Source organism: Rahnella sp. WP5 (assembly GCF_000745615.1).
Lineage (GTDB): Bacteria > Pseudomonadota > Gammaproteobacteria > Enterobacterales > Enterobacteriaceae > Rahnella > Rahnella aceris.
On sequence record NZ_JQJR01000009.1, the window covers coordinates 45720 to 63767 of the forward strand.

The window sequence follows — 18048 nt, forward strand, 5'->3', positions numbered from 1 at the left end:
AAATCCCCTGACCTTTACGCTCTGCAAACGAAGGGGGTGTTACATGTCTGGTTTGCGCGATGCTTTCCATTTTTAGTTGTGACAGCTTCTTGCCCGCTGGGCTAAGATACGCAACAGAAAAAATCCTTAAACCCATCGCGTCGAAAAATGGATTAAAAAGATTAAGTCTATGACAAATAATGTAAACCTGGATGCCCACACACCAATGATGCAGCAGTATCTGCGTCTGAAAGCTGAGAACCCGGAAGTTCTGCTGTTCTATCGCATGGGTGACTTTTACGAACTGTTTTATGACGATGCGAAACGCGCATCTCAGCTGATGGATATCTCCCTGACCAAACGCGGCGCTTCTGCCGGTGAGCCGATCCCGATGGCGGGCGTGCCTTATCATGCGGTAGAAGGTTATCTGGCGAAACTGGTCCAGCTAGGGGAATCCGTCGCGATTGCTGAACAAATTGGCGACCCGGCCCTAAGTAAAGGGCCGGTTGAACGCAAAGTGGTACGCATCGTCACGCCGGGCACCGTCAGTGACGAAGCGTTGCTCAGCGAGCGTCATGATAACCTGCTGGCGGCTATCTGGCAGGACGGGCGCGGGTTTGGTTATGCCACGCTGGATATCAGTTCCGGCCGTTTCCGCGTCGCACAGCCTGACGATCTGGAAACCATGGCAGCCGAATTACAGCGCACCAATCCGGCGGAATTACTCTACCCGGAAAGCTTTGAAGCCATGTCGCTGATTTCCTCCCGCCGTGGCCTGCGCCGCCGTCCGATGTGGGAATTCGAGCTGGAAACCGCGAAACAGCAGCTCAACCTGCAATTCGGCACCCGCGATCTGAGCGGCTTCGGCGTTGAGCAGGCTGCTCAGGCGCTGCGTGCTGCCGGTTGTCTGCTGCAATACGTAAAAGATACCCAGCGCACTGCGCTGCCGCATATCCGTGGCGTCACCATGGAGCGCCAGCAGGATGGGATTATTATGGATGCGGCCACGCGCCGTAATCTTGAGCTGACGCAAAATCTGGCGGGTGGTGTAGAGAACACGCTGGCGGCAGTGCTGGATCAGGCCGTAACGCCGATGGGCAGCCGCATGCTCAAGCGCTGGATCCACATGCCGAGCCGCGATATCAAACTGCTGACGCATCGTCAGCAGGCGATTGGTGCGTTACAGGATATCACCGCCGATTTACAGCCGGTGCTGCGTCAGGTCGGCGACCTCGAGCGTATTCTGGCACGTCTGGCACTGCGCAGCGCACGTCCGCGTGATCTGGCCCGTATGCGTCATGCCATGCAGCAACTGCCGGAAATCCGCGAGATCTTGCAGGGAACCGAAGCCGCTCATGTGAAAACGCTGGTGGAGCAAACCGGTGACTTTACCGAACTGGTGGAACTGCTTGAACGCGCTGTGATCGAAAGCCCGCCGGTTCTGGTGCGTGACGGTGGCGTAATCGCACCGGGTTACAACGCTGAGCTGGATGAATGGCGTGCGCTGGCAGACGGCGCGACGGATTATCTCGATCGTCTGGAGATCCGCGAACGTGAAAAGTTGGGGCTGGATACGCTGAAAGTCGGTTTCAACGGCGTTCACGGTTATTACATTCAGGTCAGCCGTGGGCAGAGCCATCTGGTGCCGATTCATTACGTCCGTCGCCAGACGCTGAAAAATGCCGAACGCTACATCATTCCTGAGCTGAAAGAATACGAAGACAAAGTACTGACCTCCAAAGGCAAAGCCCTGTCTCTGGAAAAAGCGCTGTATGAAGAGCTGTTCGACCTGCTGATGCCGCACCTGTCTGCATTACAGCAAAGCGCCAGTGCACTGGCCGAACTGGATGTGCTGAGTAATCTGGCGGAACGCGCGTACACACTGAATTACGCCTGTCCGACCATGAGTGAAAAACCAGGCATTAATATTACCGGCGGCCGCCATCCGGTGGTTGAGCAGGTGCTAAGTGAACCGTTTATTTCTAACCCGCTGAACATGTCCCCGGCGCGACGGATGCTTATTATCACCGGTCCGAACATGGGCGGTAAAAGTACCTATATGCGCCAGGCAGCACTGATTGTTCTGATGGCGCATATCGGCAGCTATGTACCGGCGGAAGCCGCTGTCATCGGGCCGGTGGATCGCATCTTCACCCGTGTCGGTGCCGCGGACGATCTGGCTTCCGGACGTTCAACCTTTATGGTGGAAATGACTGAAACTGCCAATATCCTGCATAACGCGACGGAAAACAGCCTGGTGCTGATGGATGAAATCGGGCGCGGGACATCAACGTACGATGGTTTGTCGCTGGCATGGGCATGTGCGGAAAACCTTGCCAGCCGTATTAAAGCCATGACGTTGTTCGCCACCCATTATTTCGAGCTGACCACCCTGCCGGAAAAAATGGAAGGCACCGTCAACGTGCATCTGGATGCTATCGAACACGGCGACACTATCGCGTTTATGCACAGCGTACAGGATGGCGCCGCCAGCAAGAGTTATGGTCTGGCCGTTGCCGCACTGGCTGGTGTGCCACGTGATGTGATTAAGCGCGCCCGTCAGAAACTGAAAGAGCTGGAAACGTTGTCGAACAACGCTGCCGCCAGCAAAGTTGACGGTCCGCAACTGGCTTTACTGACCGAAGAAGTATCTCCGGCAGTTGAGGCACTGGAGTCACTGGATGCAGATTCGTTATCGCCACGTCAGGCGCTGGAATGGATCTATCGTCTGAAAGATATGGTGTAAACGTCCGCTGAACTGAACCGGATGCATAAAAAAACGGTGGGGATTAACCCACCGTTTTTATTGGATGCTGCATATTGTGGCAATTGCCTGTGAGTTATTTACTCACGGAAAAGTGCTTCGATACTCAGTCCTTGCCCCTGCAGGATTTCACGCAGGCGACGCAAACCTTCTACCTGAATCTGACGAACACGTTCACGTGTCAGACCGATTTCGCGGCCCACATCTTCCAGCGTTGCCGCTTCATAGCCTAACAGGCCAAAACGACGCGCCAGCACTTCACGCTGTTTTGCATTCAACTCGAATAACCACTTCACGATACTCTGTTTCATATCGTCGTCTTGTGTGGTGTCTTCCGGGCCGTTGTCTTTTTCATCCGCCAGAATATCTAACAACGCTTTCTCTGAGTCACCACCCAATGGGGTGTCTACAGAAGTGATGCGTTCATTCAGGCGCAACATACGGCTGACGTCATGTACCGGTTTGTCGAGTTGCTCAGCAATCTCTTCAGCGCTCGGTTCATGGTCCAGTTTATGTGCAAGTTCACGTGCGGTACGCAGGTAAACGTTCAGTTCTTTAACGATATGAATCGGCAGACGAATAGTACGGGTTTGATTCATAATCGCCCGTTCGATTGTCTGACGGATCCACCATGTTGCATAGGTAGAGAAACGGAAGCCGCGCTCAGGGTCGAATTTTTCAACCGCACGGATCAGACCCAGGTTACCTTCCTCGATCAAATCCAGCAGTGCCAGACCGCGGTTACTGTAGCGGCGGGCAATTTTAACCACCAAACGCAGATTACTTTCAATCATACGGCGGCGGGAAGGAACATCTCCCCGCAGCGCGCGTCGTGCGAAATAAACTTCCTCTTCTGCGGTAAGCAGAGGGGAATAACCGATTTCACCGAGGTACAGTTGAGTGGCATCCAGCACTCGTTGGCTTACAGTCTGCGACAACAATTCTTCTTCAGCATCGTTGTCGGCAGTCTCTTCGACTATTGCTTTCTCGTCAAAGGCTTCAGCGCTGTTCTCATCGAAATCTACATCATCATGTAACTCGTTAACTTTCAGCGTATTCTGACTCATAAGCTGCTCCTACCCGTGGTCCCGAGGGCAGAATCGATGCTCTGCCCCGATTTATCGCTGCGGAAGATAACGCAGCGGGTTTACGGATTTCCCCTTGTAACGAATTTCAAAATGCAATCTTACTGAACTGGTTCCGGTGCTACCCATAGTCGCTATTTTTTGACCCGCCTGCACTTCTTGTTGTTCCCGGACCAGCATTGTATCGTTATGTGCATAGGCGCTCAGGTAATCATCATTGTGTTTGATGATGATTAGATTACCGTAACCGCGAAGAGCATTACCGGCGTAGACCACACGCCCCGAGGCGGTTGCTACGACAGACTGTCCACGCGAACCAGCAATATCGATCCCCTTATTTCCCCCTTCAGAAGCTGAGAAATTATCGATAATTTTCCCGTCAGTCGGCCATTTCCAGGAGGAAACCGGACCGCCATTATTTGTAGATGTGGCGACGGGAGTGCTGGCTACAGCAACAGGTGTTGTGGTGGTAGTAACTGCACCTGATGAAGGCAACATCTTGCCTACATTCTGTTTACCAGAAGAATCAGAATACGTGGTAGTTGGTTGAGATGCAACCACAGAACCTGTGAGCATGCCCCCGGTTGGAACTTTCGGAACACCGCCATTTGTGGCATCTGTGACCGCTATCGCACCCCCGGTACTTGCTGCGGAAGAGACGTTATTTATCTGGATTGTCTGGCCAACTTCGAGGCTGTATGGCTCTGGGATATTATTGCGCGCGGCCAGGTCGCGGAAGTCATTGCCCGTGATCCATGCAATATAAAACAGTGTGTCGCCACGCTTCACCTGATAGGTGCTGCCACTGTAACTTCCCTTAGGGATTGAGTTATAGCTGCGGTTGTACACAATGTGTCCGCCAGGGCCGACAGCAGGCGCCATTTGCGGAGTGGAATTCAGAGTATTCTGACTACTATTGCCACTGCCACCGCCGCCATTAACGCTGCTGATGGGTGCAGATGTCGTTGAATTGTTCGTACATCCCGCCATCCAGGCACTGATAAAAGTACACATTACAATGCGGCTTAGTGTTTTTATTGGGCTTCCCGTGCTCATATTTCCCCCGTTACGGCAATCTCAGAATATCTCTTTAACCTCGCACACCGCGCCAGCTGGCGCTTTTCGTGTCATCAGACACGGTGCGGGCAGGCAACATGCCCATTCAGGCCTTTGCCCAAATGCCGCTGTGCCATAAAAAACTGTAGTGGATGCTATCAACATCGCCAGTACAGCACCATATAACAGTTGTATTTAAATTTTAAGAGGTTAGTCCTGCAGGGATCGGCTTATCACCGGTTTCAGGCGAGCTCGCCTTTCACCAGCGGGACAAAACGAACGGCTTCGATAGTCTCTGCAACAAACTCATCACCACGTCGTGTGACCCGTTGCAATGTTTGATTTTCTTCGCCCACGGGCAGAATTAATACGCCGCCATCATCGAGTTGTTGCAGTAGATCTTGAGGTATTTCAGGAGGTGCAGCAGTGACAATAATGGCATCGAACGGGCCACGCGAAGGCCAGCCCTGCCAGCCGTCACCATGACGGGTGGAGACATTATGCAAATCGAGTTGCTTGAGGCGTCTTTTGGCCTGCCACTGCAACCCTTTGATGCGCTCAACCGAGAAAACATGTTCAACCAGGTGTGCCAGAATCGCAGTCTGATAGCCTGACCCGGTGCCAATTTCCAGCACGCGTGAAGTGGGCTCAAGGCGCAGCAGCTCGGTCATTCTCGCCACGGTATAAGGCTGAGAAATGGTCTGACCGGAGCCAATAGGCAACGCAGTGTTTTCGTAAGCTTTATGCTGAAATGCCTCATCCACGAAACGCTCACGCGGCACAGATTCTATGGCATGCAACAGTTTTTCATCATGAATGCCCTGCTGGCGAAGTTGTTCCAGCAGGTTGTACATCGGTTTATTCACCATTCGCGCTCACCCCGGCCTTTTCCAACCATGAGACCACGACATCCTGAGCCGCATAGGCGGTTAAATCCACCTGAAGTGGCGTCACTGAAACATAACCTTGCGCGACAGCAGCAAAATCAGTATCAGGTGCGACATCAAATTTATCCCCCGGCGGGCCAATCCAGTACAAGTCCTGACCACGCGGGTCCTGCTGACAAAATACCTGCTCGGCCGGATGACGGCTACCGCAACGCGTCACCTTGATCCCCTTGATCTGCGAAAGTGGCAAATCCGGGACGTTAATATTCAGAATTTTGCCAGTACGCAAAGGCTCACGCGCCAGAGCCCTGAGGATCCGACAGGTGATGATCGCCGCCGTGTCATAATGCTGATGGCCGTCCAGTGAGACCGCCAGCGCGGGAAAGCCCAGATGGCGGCCTTCCATCGCGGCGGCAACCGTACCGGAATAGATGACGTCGTCACCCAGATTCGGCCCCGCATTGATGCCAGAGACCACTATATCTGGCTTAGGGCGCATCAGCGTATTCACGCCAAGATACACACAATCGGTCGGCGTACCGTTAATTACGGCGGTATCACCGTTAGGGTAAGACTGAATACGCAACGGGCCGTCCAGCGTCAACGCATTAGATGCGCCGCTGCGGTTACGATCAGGGGCCACCAGCGTCACGTCAGCAAATTCACGCAGTGCTGACGCCAGCGCCTGTATGCCCGGAGCCAGTACGCCGTCGTCGTTACTCAGTAATATCCGCATCACTTTCATCCAGATTCATCAGTTCACGCACCACGCTGGTGGCATAACTGCCGGCCGGTAACCAGAATTTGAGTTCCAGAGTAACATCATCCCAGCGCTGCCATTGCATCTGCAAAGGTTGCAGCATGATGGCACGACGTGCCGGTTCGACCCTCTCACGTTTAAGCAGCGACAGTAAATCCTCCTGACCATTCAGACAGGCCAGCTCATAGGCTTCAGCGTCTTCGAGTGTGCCCAGCGGGCCATCTCCCGGCAACGGTGCGGTTACCAGCAATTCACCGTTTTCAACGCGCGGTAGCAGCGATTCAAACTCTTCGGCTTTCGCCACAAACCAACTGCCACGGCCACTCAGTTGCAGGGCATCACCCAGCATCGGCAGACGCACGGTCCCCGCGGCAAGACGCTGGCTGGCGACGATATTGAACATCGCACTACGACTGGCGGAAAGATAAAAACTGCGCTTTGCGCGTTCTTTCGGACGGGCTTCATTGGTTGCCCAGCGCTTCGCCTGCACCAGATTATTGCCACCACGGCCAAAACGCTGAGTGCCGAAATAGTTCGGTACGCCCTGTTGGGTGATTTTTTCCAGACGCGCCTCGACATCAGCCATATCGCTTACCTGACGCAGCACCAGCGTAAACGCGTTGCCTTTCAGCGTACCGATACGCATCTTTTTGCGATGGCGTGAGGCGCGGACAACTTCGCAGCCTTCGAGATCAAACTGGCTTAAATCGGGATCAGTCTTGCCCGGCAGATGCAGGCAAAACCATTGTTCGGTAACGGCATGGCGGTCTTTGAGACCGGCATAACTGACATCGCGCGGATGCACTTTGGCAAATCTCGCCAGTTGCTCCGCGACAAACTGCGTGTTACAGCCATTTTTGCGGATCCGCACCAACAGATGTTCACCTTCGCCATCCGGCTCAAAACCCAGATCCTCTTCGACAATAAAGTCTTCGGGATTGGCTTTCAGCAGGCCGGTGGCAACAGGCTCGCCCAGCAACCAGGTGAGACGGGACATATCTATCATGCGGTAATCTTCCACAACATCATTCCTTAATCAGCAAAGCAACGGCTTCGCAGGCAATACCTTCGCCACGGCCGGTAAAGCCCAGCTGTTCGGTTGTCGTGGCTTTCACGTTGACGTCATCCATATGACATTGCAGATCTTCTGCCAGAAACACGCGCATCTGCGGGATGTGCGGAGCCATTTTCGGTGCCTGTGCAATGATCGTGATATCCATATTGCCCAGCTTGTAGCCTTTTGCACGGATACGGCGCCAGGCTTCGCGCAGCAGTTCGCGGCTGTCAGCACCTTTGAAGGCCGGGTCAGTGTCCGGGAAAAGTTTACCTATATCTCCCAGCGCAGCGGCACCAAGCAGTGCGTCAGTAGCCGCGTGCAGGGCAACATCACCATCTGAATGCGCCAGTAAACCCTGCGGATAAGGGATACGCACACCACCGATCACCAGCGGGCCTTCGCCGCCAAATTTATGTACATCAAAACCGTGACCGATACGCATTATGCGTTCTCCTCCTGGGATAAGCGGGTTAAATAGAATTCAGCCAGCGCCAGATCTTCTGGTCGGGTGACTTTAATATTATCGGCCCGTGCCGGGATCAGCATAGGATGAAAACCGCAATATTCCATTGCCGAGGCTTCATCTGTGATCACCGCACCTTCATTGAGTGCACGGCGCAGGCAGGTTTTCAGTAATTCGAGCGGGAAAAATTGCGGCGTCAGTGCATGCCACAGGTCCTGACGATCGACCGTATGTGCAATCGCTGTAAGACCCGGTTCACCACGCTTCATCGTGTCGCGCACGGGGGCGGCAAGGATCCCGCCCACTTTACTGGTGGTGGCAATCGCCAGCAGATTATGGAGATCGTCAGGATGCAGACACGGACGCGCCGCATCATGTACTAACACCCAGCCGCTGTCTCCGGCAACATCCAGCCCGGCCATCACCGACTCAGCACGTTCCGCACCGCCTGCAACCACGCGAATACGCGGATCACGGGCAATGGGAAGTTGTTCGAATTGCGTATCGTGCGGGCTTAATGCCACGATAACCTGACTGACTTTGCCGCTTTGCAGCAAAGCGCAAATTGAGTGTTCTATCAGCGTCTTACCGCCAATAGAAAGATATTGCTTGGGGCATTCTGCCTGCATACGGCTGCCAATGCCGGCAGCCGGTAACACGGCAATAACCTCTGGAAGGGAAACTGCGATATGGCTCATGGCTATTGATTCAGGTTGTTTTGCGAAACGGTGCTACCAGGCGCACGTTTGTTGTCAGGCACCAGACGATAAAAAGTCTCGCCGGGTTTAATCATGCCCAGTTCATTGCGTGCGCGTTCTTCGATCGCTTCCTGACCGCCGTTTAAATCGTCGATTTCTGCGAAAAGTTGATCATTACGTGATTTCAGTTTGCCGTTATTAACTTGTTGCACCTGAACGTCATCGTTTACACGTACATAATCGTGAATACCATTCTTACCCAGCCACAGCGAATACTGTAGCCAGCCAAGTAAAATCAGTAATAGCAGTGTTAGTTTGCCCATCCCCGCCCCCTAAAAAAGCTGGACAATCATCCCACAACTTTCCCTCTGACTCCACTGTGGCAGTGGTAAAGCCGGTGAGAATCAGACTTACGCACGCAATTAAGGGTGAGAATGACACAATGGGTTACATCGTGAAGGGAATTTGCAGCGAAAACCGCCAGGAAAAGTCACCAGCCAGACAGGAAAGAGAAGACTGTCCAGAACATGCCGATAACGCAGACCGCGCTGGCCAGAGAGGTTTTAAACCAGCCACCGCCAAAGAACGTGCTGAACGCAATGCCTATCAGGACGGAAACGGGCATCAGCGCCAGGAAGAACGGCCAGGTGTAGAGCAGGAAAAACAGGGTGTTGGAACCATAAACCAGAAAAGGGATCGCGAACGCCAGCCAGTAGAAGACAAACCCGATGAATCCGCCCTGCATGGAGTAGGAAGGATCTTCGGTGTCTGCACTGTCGGTTTCCGGTATCGGCACGCGTGTCCGGGGGGTAATTTCCCCGGTGCGATCCACGCGGTTCCGACTGACAAGTCTGCTAAATAACGCCTGCATAGATGATCCCTGTATTTCAGTGTAAACCGGCACGCTCTGTGACGTTTGGCCGGCAACATTCAGGGATTGATAATAGCGCGCTGGCGCATCACTTCTAATAATTGAGGCACCAATTGTGTTACCAATTGTTCACCATCAAGATGCACATCCGGGGTTTCCGGCGGCTGATATTCTGAGTCAATACCGGTGAAGTTTTTCAGTTCACCCGCACGGGCTTTTTTATACAAACCTTTCGGATCACGAGCCTCACAGATAGCCAGCGGCGTATCCACAAACACTTCAATAAACTGACCATCTTCCAGCAAATCACGCACCATTTCACGCTCGGCGCGGTGAGGTGAAATGAACGCCGTCAGCACGACCTGCCCGGCATCCACCATCAGTTTCGCCACTTCACCTACACGACGGATGTTTTCACGCCGGTCGTCGTCGGTGAAGCCCAGATCACGGCACAGTCCGTGACGGACATTATCGCCATCGAGCAGATAAGTGCTGACGCCCTGCGCATACAGCGCCTGTTCAAGCGCACCGGCCACTGTGGATTTCCCCGAGCCAGAAAGCCCGGTGAACCACAGCACCGCACCACGATGGCCATGTTGCTTTTCGCGATCCGCACGAGTCACCGTGTGCGGATGCCAGACAACATTCTCATCTTTTAAAAAAGTGCTGTCTTGTGACGCCATCTTATTTGCCACCCAGCAGGTCACGCGCACCCCAGTGCGGGAAGTGACGTCGAACCAGGCTGTTCAGTTCCAGCTCAAATGCGCTGTATTTATCCGATTCCTGATATACCTGTTCAATGGCTTCACGTACCAGACCAGCACCCACGGTAACGTTGGTCAGCCGATCGATAAAGATCATGCCGCCGGTCACCGCGTTGCTCTGATAGTTATCCAGCACCAGTGGTTCGTCGAAGGCCAGTTCCACCAGTCCGATACCATTCAGTGGCAGGTTTTCTACCACACGCTGCGTCAGCGAGTTAATTTCCACCTGATATTCGATATTTTCCACACGCGCACGGGCTTTCTTGCCGCCGACTTTGATGTCGTAACTCTGCCCGACGCTCAGTGGCTGCTCGGCCATCCACACCACGTCGACTTTGGCATTCTGTACCGGTTTAACCGTTTCTTCTGCATCGACCAGCGTGTCGCCACGGCTGATATCACGCTCATCGGCCAGCACCAGCGTAATCGCGTCGCCCGCCCAGGCTTCCTGCAAATCACCGTCAAAGGTCACAATGCGTGCCACGGTAGATTCCACACCGGATGGCAATACTTTCACCTTCTGACCGACACGGACAGAACCGGATGCCAGCGTTCCCGCATAGCCACGGAAATCAAGATTCGGGCGGTTAACGTACTGCACCGGGAAGCGCATCGGTTGCTGTTCACGAATGTTAATAATGTTTACCGTTTCCAGCACGTCGAGCAACGTCGGGCCGGTGTACCAGTTCATTTTCTCGCTTGGTGTGGCAACGTTGTCGCCTTCCAGCGCGGAAAGCGGCACAAATTTGATGTCCAGATCGGTCGGCAGTTGCTGCGCGAAATCCAGATAATCCTGTTTAAACTGCTCGAATACCGCTTCGCTGTAATCCACCAGATCCATTTTGTTGACGGCAACCACCAGGTGACGGATCCCGAGCAAGGTCGCAATAAAGCTGTGGCGACGGGTTTGATCCAGCACGCCTTTACGGGCGTCGATCAACAGGATCGCCAGATCACAGGTCGATGCACCGGTCGCCATATTGCGGGTGTACTGTTCGTGCCCCGGCGTGTCCGCAATGATGAACTTACGTTTCTCGGTAGAGAAATAACGGTAAGCCACATCGATAGTAATGCCCTGTTCGCGTTCGGCCTGTAAGCCATCCACCAGCAGTGCCAGATCCAGTTTCTCGCCCTGGGTGCCGTGACGTTTACTGTCGTTATGCAGAGAAGACAGCTGATCTTCGTAGATCTGACGGGTGTCATGCAGCAGGCGCCCGATCAGGGTGCTTTTGCCGTCATCGACGCTGCCGCAGGTCAGAAAGCGCAGCAGGCTTTTGTGTTGCTGAGCGTGCAGGTAAGCTTCAACGCCACCCTGCTCCGCGATTTGTTGTGCAATTGCGTTATTCATTAGCTGCGGCTCCTCAGAAGTATCCTTGACGCTTTTTCAGTTCCATCGAACCGGCCTGATCACGGTCGATCGCGCGTCCCTGACGTTCACTGGTGGTCGATACCAGCATCTCTTCGATGATCTCCGGCAACGTTTGTGCCTCAGATTCAACAGCACCGGTCAACGGCCAGCAGCCTAATGTGCGGAAGCGCACCATTTTCTTCTCGATCACTTCGCCCGGTTGCAGATCAATACGATCATCATCAACCATCAGCAGCATACCGTCGCGCTCCAGCACCGGACGCGGCGCGGCCAGATACAACGGAACGATCTCGATATTTTCCAGATAGATGTACTGCCAGATATCCAGCTCAGTCCAGTTAGAGAGCGGGAATACGCGGATGCTTTCGCCTTTGTTAATCTGGCCGTTGTAATTGTGCCACAGTTCAGGACGCTGGTTTTTTGGATCCCAGCGGTGGAAGCGGTCACGGAACGAATAGATACGCTCTTTGGCACGGGATTTTTCTTCGTCACGGCGTGCACCGCCGAAAGCGGCATCAAAGCCATATTTATTCAGCGCCTGCTTCAGACCTTCAGTTTTCATGATGTCAGTATGTTTGGCACTGCCGTGCACAAACGGGTTGATGCCCATTGCCACACCTTCCGGGTTTTTATGCACCAGCAGCTCAAAACCGTAATTCTTCGCCGTGCGGTCACGGAAGTCGTACATTTCGCGGAATTTCCAGCCGGTATCCACATGCAGCAGCGGGAACGGCAAGGTGCCCGGGAAGAAAGCTTTGCGCGCCAGATGCAACATCACCGAGGAATCTTTCCCGATGGAGTACATCATCACCGGGTTGGCGAATTCAGCAGCCACTTCACGGATGATATGGATACTCTCCGCCTCCAGTTGCCGCAAATGAGTCAGTCGTTTTTCGTCCATAACAGATCCTTTAAGCCAAATTCACAACCGACGGGCGTTGGGTGCCGTCAGTCTCAGGATGATGCCCAAACCAGGCCAGTTGCTGATGAAGTGATACCACTTCACCAATCACCAGTAACGCCGGCGCCGGCGCCTGCTGAGCCAGATGTTCAAGATTATCGAGTGTTCCGGTCAGCACCTGCTGATCAGAACGCGTTCCCCGTCCGATGACCGCAACGGGCGTATGCGCTGCGCGACCATGAGCGATCAGTTGCTGGCTGATTTCGGCAGCTTTAAGCGTGCCCATATAAATCGCCAATGTCTGCTGGCCTTTCGCGAGGGTCTCCCACTGCACGCCGTTGTTTTCCGGACGGCAATGCCCGGTCACGAATATCACACTCTGCGCGTAATCGCGGTGCGTCAGCGGAATACCTGCATAGGCTGTCGCACCGGCAGCCGCGGTAACACCCGGCACCACCTGGAAAGGAATGCCTGCCGCCTGCACCGCCTGTAATTCTTCGCCGCCGCGTCCGAAAATAAACGGATCACCGCCTTTGAGGCGCACGACTTTTTTCCCCTGCTGCGCCAGTTCGACCAGCAGACGGTTAGTGTCTTCCTGCGCGACAGAATGGCTGCCCGCACGTTTACCCACACAAATCTTGTCCGCATCGCGGCGCACTAAATCCAGCACGTCTTCGCTGACCAGATAGTCGTAAAGCACGACATCGGCCTGCTGCATCACCTGCAGCCCGCGAAGGGTGAGCAATCCTGCATCACCGGGCCCGGCACCGACCAGCGTGACATTCCCGCTATGCGAGATGTCTTCCGCGTTTTCTAACTGTTGTTGCAGCGCCTGTTCTGCTTCTGCGAGCTTTCCCGCAGAAGCGAGGCTGGCAAAGCGTCCGGCAAACAGTTGTTCCCAGAAACGGCGACGCGCACGCATTGAACTGAACTGTGCTTTCACATTGTCGCGCCAGCGTCCGGCGATATCGGCCATTTGCCCCAGGCTGCCCGGCAGTAGAGTTTCCAGCTTCTCGCGCAACATTCTGGCGAGTACCGGCGCTTTACCGCTGGAAGAAATCGCGACCACAATCGGCGAACGGTCGACAATAGAAGGGAAAATGAACGAGCACTTCGGCTGATCGTCAACCACGTTAGCCAGAACATGACGGCGGTTGGCCTGTTCAAAAACCTCAGCATTTAACGCGGCGTCGTCGGTGGCGGCAATCACCAGAAAAACATCGTCGAGCTGTTCCGGCAGAAATGCCTGTGCCGACCAGCTAACTTCTGCGGCCTGTCTGCGTTGTTCCAGCTCGGGAGAAAGTGCCTGTGCGACTATCCGTACTTGCGCACCTGCCCGCAGGAGGAGATCAATTTTGCGAGCAGCGACTTCGCCACCTCCCACGACCAGCACAGGGCGTTGTTTGAGGTCGGCAAATATTGGTAGATAGTCCACAAAAGCCTTTAATGATTGTCAGAGTTAATAAACAAACTATACGTGCAGGCAATAATTGATCTGAAATGACGAAAAGGAATGATTAGTTACTAAATGGAATATAGCCCGGCAAAAAGAGCGGTTTGGGATAACGGGAAATTGTCTAATCGCACAGACAATCGCATACTGTACGCCCCAGAAAGACCGCCACACGCGGCCTGTTGTTTGATTGCCTTCCGGTCATATTGACCAGCAAATAAGGATTTTTGGCTATGTTTTCTTTTTTACGCATGAAGCGGACGCTGCTGGCGCTGAGCCTGAGCTGTGTCTGTATGGGTCATGCGATGGCGGCGTCCGCCCCGCTTCCGCCGGTGGGGATGATCGCCAGTCAGCAAATTCGCCATATCGCCACCTATTTTCCCGGACGCATGGCCGGCAGCCCGGCAGAACTGATCGCCGCGGATTATCTGAATCAGCAGTTCAATAAATTAGGATATACGAGCGATTTACGTGGCTTCGATACCCGCTATCTTTACACCAGCAATGCGGGCAAAAAGAACTGGCAAAATATTCACGCCACGTCGGTGATTGCCGCACGTGCAGGAGAAGTGCCGCAGCAAATCATCGTGATGGCGCATTTCGATACCTATGTGCCGCAAAGCGACAGTGATACCAACCATAATCTCGGCGGCCTGACGCTGCAGGGGGTCGATGACAACGCTTCCGGCGTCAGTGTGATGCTTGAGCTGGCCGAACGCATGCAGGCCATCCCGACGCACTACAGCTTGCGTTTCGTGGCGCTGAGTGCGGAAGAAACCGGTGCTAAAGGCGCGGAAGACTTTGTGAACCGCATGAGTGCTGAAGAGAAGAAAAATACGCTGCTGGTGATCAACCTGAATTCGCTGATCACCGGTGACCGGTTGTATTTCAACAGCGGCGCGAATACTTCCGTGGCCGTGGCGAAACTCACCCGCATACGGGCGCTGAATATTGCGCACAGTCTGGGTATTCCGGCAGAAAGCCACGAAGGCGTACATTGCTGCGATGGCATAAAAGCGCTGGATGACGCACGGCTGCCGCTGCTGAACGTGACGGCGACTAACTATGCGCTGGGTAAGAAAGACGGCCTCCAGCAACGCGCGATCACCAGCCACTTCCCGCTGGGTACCACGCGTTATCAGAGCCAGTTCGATAATCTGCAGTATCTGGATAAAGCCCTGCCGGGACGCATTGAAAAACGTTCCCGCGATACGGTGAAAGTGTTATTCCCGTTGCTGAAGGATCTGGCGAAACCGGCGAAACACGCCTGATTAAATATGGGGAGTTGAGACGTTAATTACAGGAATCCCCTAAATAATTCGGATTGCAGGAAGGCGGCAAGTGAACGCATCCCCGGGAGCATAGATTACTATGTGACCGGGGTAAGAGCGCGCAGCCAACGCATCTGCAACCCGAAGTATGACGGGGATTTATTCATGGAGGCCGCATTCGCGTTTCAGTCCAAAAAAGCGCGTGTCTTCTTCCTTCATGCCTTCTTCCCATTTTTTCGTGGTGTGCGTGTCACCGACGGAAAGATAGCCCTGATCCCACAGCGGGTGATAACTCAGGCCGTTGTCTTGCAGATAACGGAAGATCTGACGGTTATCCCAGTCGATAATCGGCAGGATTTTAAACACACCACGTTGCACCGCCAGCACCGGCAGATGCGCACGGCTGCCTGATTGCTCACGACGCAGACCGGCGAACCAGGTCTGCACGCCGAGCGTCTGAATCGCCCGATTCATCGGCTCGACTTTATTGATGTGATTATATTTCTCGATGCCCTCGACGCCCTGCTCCCACAGTTTGCCGTAACGCGCTTCCTGCCAGGCTGCCGAATGTTCAGCGCGGAATACCTGCAGATTCAGGTTCAGCTGTTCGGTTAATGTATCGATGAACTGATAGGTTTCCGGGAACAGATAGCCGGTATCGGTCAGGATCACCGGAATGTCCGGTTTCTGCTGTGTGACTAAGTGCAGACAGACCGCCGCCTGAATGCCGAAGCTGGAAGACAGCGCGAATTCACCGGGCATATTTTCCAGCGCCCATTGCACACGCTCCTGCGCGGACAATTTTTCGAGGCTGACGTTAATTTCCGCCAGCGCCATGGATTGTCCGGACTTCGGCAGTTCATTCAGTTCAGCCAGAGTAAGGTTCAGCAAACTCATATCGCCTCCTGTCGGTTATCGCTCTTAATCATAAAAGTCACGTGCCGGATCCAGCACGGGCTTAATGATCCCTGCGCGGATCACAAAGTCGCCAAAGCCTTCACCGTTCTCACGCTCTTTCGACCAGCGTCCGACCAGTTCGTCAATGATGCCCAGGATCTCTGCATCAGAAATATTTTCGCGGTACATGCGCGGAATACGTGTTCCGGCGCGGTTACCGCCAAGGTGCAGGTTGTAGCGGTTCATCGCTTTCCCCACCAGACCAATTTCGGCCAGCAGCGCACGCCCACAACCGTTCGGGCAACCGGTCACACGCAGAACGATGTGTTCATCGCCTACGCCGTGGCCGTGCATGATGCCTTCTACTTTGGTCACAAACTCAGGCAGGAAACGTTCCGCTTCCGCCATCGCCAGCGGGCAGGTCGGATAAGACACGCAGGCCATCGAGTTTTTACGTTGCTCGGTGACACCGTCGTCAATCAGGCCGTGATTACGCGCCAGGGTTTCAATCGCGTCTTTGTCTTTTTCAGCGACACCGGCCACGATCAGGTTCTGGTTAGCAGTAAGCCTGAAATCACCTTTATGGATCTTAGCAATTTCTGCCAGTCCGGTTTTCAGCGGCTTGCCCGGATAATCGAGAATACGGCCATTTTCGATAAACAACGTCAGATGCCATTGTTTGTCGATGCCTTTTACCCAGCCGATACGATCGCCGCGACCGGTAAATTCGTAAGGACGAATATCACCAAACTGAATGCCTGCACGTTTTTCAACTTCGGCTTTGAATACCGGCACGCCGACGCGTTCCAGCGTGTATTTGGTTTTGGCGTTTTTACGGTTGGTACGGTTACCCCAGTCGCGCTGCGTGGTCACCACGGCTTCGGCAACAGCCAGCGTGTTCTCCAGCGGAATAAAGCCCAGCTCGCTGGCAGTTCGTGCGTAAGTGGCTTTATCACCGTGGGCGATAGAAAGCCCGCCGCCGACCAGCACGTTGAAGCCGACCAGTTTGCCGTTATCGGCAATCGCCACAAAGTTCAGGTCGTTGGCGTGAAGATCCACGTCATTTTGCGGCGGGATCACCACGGTGGTTTTGAACTTACGTGGCAGATAGGTCGCCCCCAGAATCGGCTCTTCGTCGGTGGTTTCGACTTTTTCCTGATCCAGCCACACTTCGGCGTAAGCGCGGGTACGCGGCAGCAAGTGTTCGGAGATTTTCTTCGCCCACTGATACGCTTCCTGATGCAGTTCAGACTCCACCGGATTCGAGGTACACAACACGTTACGGTTAACGTCGTTAGCCGTAGCCAGTGCATCCAGACCAAGTTTATTCAGCAACTGATGCACCGGTTTTACGTTCGGTTTCAGAATGCCGTGGAACTGGAAAGTCTGACGGTTAGTAATACGGATGCTGCCGTACAGCGTGCTGTCTTCAGCAAATTTGTCGATGCCCAGCCACTGCGCAGGCGTCATCACGCCGCCCGGCAAACGGCAACGCAACATCATGGCATGACGCGGTTCCAGCTTTTGCTCAGCGCGTTCCGCACGGATATCACGGTCATCCTGCTGATACATGCCGTGGAAGCGGATCAACAGGAAGTTATCTCCGTTGAAGCCACCGGTCAGACCGTCTTTTAAATCCTCAGTGATGGTGCCGCGCAGGAAATTACTTTCCTTCTTCAGGCGTTCGGCGTCAGCCAGCGGGGCATCGACGATCAGCGGGCCCGGACCGGGATTGAGTTCACTCCACAACTTGTTGCTCATAATTTTTTCACT

17 protein-coding genes are annotated in these 18048 nt (G+C 54.0%); 2 read left to right on the plus strand and 15 right to left on the minus strand.

The genetic code is table 11. The features are described from left to right. Nucleotides 1-169 precede the first annotated feature (169 nt). Complete coding sequence (mutS, locus tag EX31_RS07820) at nt 170-2725, plus strand: DNA mismatch repair protein MutS (protein WP_013574020.1); 2556 nt, start codon at nt 170-172, stop codon at nt 2723-2725. A gap of 98 nt (nt 2726-2823) precedes the next feature. Here mutS and rpoS read toward each other — a convergent pair whose 3' ends face one another. The 13 genes from rpoS to cysG form a co-directional block, all read right to left on the minus strand. Then, nucleotides 2824-3810 (minus strand): RNA polymerase sigma factor RpoS, encoded by a 987-nt coding sequence (gene rpoS, locus EX31_RS07825; RefSeq protein WP_013574019.1) that lies wholly within the window; start codon nt 3808-3810, stop codon nt 2824-2826. A 51-nt stretch (nt 3811-3861) separates the two neighbouring features. Beyond that, nucleotides 3862-4884, minus strand: coding sequence for a murein hydrolase activator NlpD (nlpD, locus tag EX31_RS07830; RefSeq protein ID WP_013574018.1), 1023 nt, complete (start codon nt 4882-4884; stop codon nt 3862-3864). 242 nt (nt 4885-5126) lie between these two features. Next, nucleotides 5127-5753 (minus strand): protein-L-isoaspartate(D-aspartate) O-methyltransferase, encoded by a 627-nt coding sequence (locus EX31_RS07835; protein WP_037034145.1) that lies wholly within the window; start codon nt 5751-5753, stop codon nt 5127-5129. Further along, on the minus strand, nt 5743-6507 hold the full coding sequence (gene surE, locus EX31_RS07840; protein ID WP_013574016.1) for a 5'/3'-nucleotidase SurE: 765 nt from the start codon (nt 6505-6507) through the stop codon (nt 5743-5745). The genes EX31_RS07835 and surE overlap by 11 nt, the downstream gene beginning before the upstream one ends. Next, nucleotides 6488-7534 carry a tRNA pseudouridine(13) synthase TruD gene (gene truD / locus EX31_RS07845; RefSeq protein WP_037034324.1) on the minus strand — a complete coding sequence of 349 codons (1047 nt, stop codon included), beginning with the start codon at nt 7532-7534 and terminating at the stop codon, nt 6488-6490. The genes surE and truD overlap by 20 nt, the downstream gene beginning before the upstream one ends. A 22-nt stretch (nt 7535-7556) precedes the next feature. Beyond that, the gene (gene ispF, locus EX31_RS07850; protein ID WP_037034146.1) at nt 7557-8030 is read right to left on the minus strand and encodes a 2-C-methyl-D-erythritol 2,4-cyclodiphosphate synthase; all 474 of its coding nucleotides are present in this window, start codon (nt 8028-8030) and stop codon (nt 7557-7559) included. Next, nucleotides 8030-8749 carry a 2-C-methyl-D-erythritol 4-phosphate cytidylyltransferase gene (gene ispD, locus EX31_RS07855; protein WP_037034147.1) on the minus strand — a complete coding sequence of 240 codons (720 nt, stop codon included), beginning with the start codon at nt 8747-8749 and terminating at the stop codon, nt 8030-8032. Before ispD ends, ispF begins: the two co-directional genes overlap by 1 nt. 2 nt (nt 8750-8751) lie before the next feature. Beyond that, nucleotides 8752-9072 (minus strand): cell division protein FtsB, encoded by a 321-nt coding sequence (ftsB, locus tag EX31_RS07860; protein WP_013574012.1) that lies wholly within the window; start codon nt 9070-9072, stop codon nt 8752-8754. Between the two features lie 167 nt (nt 9073-9239). Next, nucleotides 9240-9620, minus strand: a complete 381-nt coding sequence (locus tag EX31_RS07865; protein ID WP_013574011.1) for a DUF3561 family protein — start codon at nt 9618-9620, stop codon at nt 9240-9242. A gap of 59 nt (nt 9621-9679) precedes the next feature. After that, on the minus strand, nt 9680-10303 hold the full coding sequence (gene cysC / locus EX31_RS07870) for an adenylyl-sulfate kinase (protein ID WP_013574010.1): 624 nt from the start codon (nt 10301-10303) through the stop codon (nt 9680-9682). Between the two features lies 1 nt (nt 10304). Next, the gene (cysN, locus tag EX31_RS07875; RefSeq protein ID WP_013574009.1) at nt 10305-11732 is read right to left on the minus strand and encodes a sulfate adenylyltransferase subunit CysN; all 1428 of its coding nucleotides are present in this window, start codon (nt 11730-11732) and stop codon (nt 10305-10307) included. A 13-nt stretch (nt 11733-11745) separates the two neighbouring features. Further along, nucleotides 11746-12654 carry a sulfate adenylyltransferase subunit CysD gene (cysD, locus tag EX31_RS07880; RefSeq protein ID WP_013574008.1) on the minus strand — a complete coding sequence of 303 codons (909 nt, stop codon included), beginning with the start codon at nt 12652-12654 and terminating at the stop codon, nt 11746-11748. A gap of 10 nt (nt 12655-12664) precedes the next feature. Further along, nucleotides 12665-14089, minus strand: a complete 1425-nt coding sequence (gene cysG / locus EX31_RS07885; RefSeq protein WP_037034148.1) for a siroheme synthase CysG — start codon at nt 14087-14089, stop codon at nt 12665-12667. A 251-nt stretch (nt 14090-14340) separates the two neighbouring features. On the opposite strand from cysG, the gene EX31_RS07890 reads away from it, so the two are divergent. Continuing rightward, nucleotides 14341-15378, plus strand: coding sequence for an aminopeptidase (locus EX31_RS07890; protein ID WP_037034150.1), 1038 nt, complete (start codon nt 14341-14343; stop codon nt 15376-15378). A gap of 159 nt (nt 15379-15537) precedes the next feature. Here the strand turns inward: EX31_RS07890 and EX31_RS07895 are convergent, their stop codons facing one another. Beyond that, nucleotides 15538-16275 (minus strand): phosphoadenylyl-sulfate reductase, encoded by a 738-nt coding sequence (locus tag EX31_RS07895; protein ID WP_013574005.1) that lies wholly within the window; start codon nt 16273-16275, stop codon nt 15538-15540. A 24-nt stretch (nt 16276-16299) separates the two neighbouring features. Continuing rightward, nucleotides 16300-18036, minus strand: coding sequence for an assimilatory sulfite reductase (NADPH) hemoprotein subunit (gene cysI, locus EX31_RS07900; protein WP_037034326.1), 1737 nt, complete (start codon nt 18034-18036; stop codon nt 16300-16302). Nucleotides 18037-18048 lie beyond the last annotated feature (12 nt).

Excerpts from the sequence above, each read along its gene's own strand:
- mutS (WP_013574020.1), top strand. The coding sequence starts at position 170 with ATGACAAATAATGTAAACCTGGATGCCCACACACCAATGATGCAGCAG.
- rpoS (WP_013574019.1), bottom strand. The coding sequence starts at position 3,810 with ATGAGTCAGAATACGCTGAAAGTTAACGAGTTACATGATGATGTAGAT.
- nlpD (WP_013574018.1), bottom strand. The coding sequence starts at position 4,884 with ATGAGCACGGGAAGCCCAATAAAAACACTAAGCCGCATTGTAATGTGT.
- EX31_RS07835 (WP_037034145.1), bottom strand. The coding sequence starts at position 5,753 with ATGGTGAATAAACCGATGTACAACCTGCTGGAACAACTTCGCCAGCAG.
- surE (WP_013574016.1), bottom strand. The coding sequence starts at position 6,507 with ATGCGGATATTACTGAGTAACGACGACGGCGTACTGGCTCCGGGCATA.
- ispF (WP_037034146.1), bottom strand. The coding sequence starts at position 8,030 with ATGCGTATCGGTCACGGTTTTGATGTACATAAATTTGGCGGCGAAGGC.
- ispD (WP_037034147.1), bottom strand. The coding sequence starts at position 8,749 with ATGAGCCATATCGCAGTTTCCCTTCCAGAGGTTATTGCCGTGTTACCG.
- ftsB (WP_013574012.1), bottom strand. The coding sequence starts at position 9,072 with ATGGGCAAACTAACACTGCTATTACTGATTTTACTTGGCTGGCTACAG.
- EX31_RS07865 (WP_013574011.1), bottom strand. The coding sequence starts at position 9,620 with ATGCAGGCGTTATTTAGCAGACTTGTCAGTCGGAACCGCGTGGATCGC.
- cysC (WP_013574010.1), bottom strand. The coding sequence starts at position 10,303 with ATGGCGTCACAAGACAGCACTTTTTTAAAAGATGAGAATGTTGTCTGG.
- cysN (WP_013574009.1), bottom strand. The coding sequence starts at position 11,732 with ATGAATAACGCAATTGCACAACAAATCGCGGAGCAGGGTGGCGTTGAA.
- cysD (WP_013574008.1), bottom strand. The coding sequence starts at position 12,654 with ATGGACGAAAAACGACTGACTCATTTGCGGCAACTGGAGGCGGAGAGT.
- EX31_RS07890 (WP_037034150.1), top strand. The coding sequence starts at position 14,341 with ATGTTTTCTTTTTTACGCATGAAGCGGACGCTGCTGGCGCTGAGCCTG.
- EX31_RS07895 (WP_013574005.1), bottom strand. The coding sequence starts at position 16,275 with ATGAGTTTGCTGAACCTTACTCTGGCTGAACTGAATGAACTGCCGAAG.
- cysI (WP_037034326.1), bottom strand. The coding sequence starts at position 18,036 with ATGAGCAACAAGTTGTGGAGTGAACTCAATCCCGGTCCGGGCCCGCTG.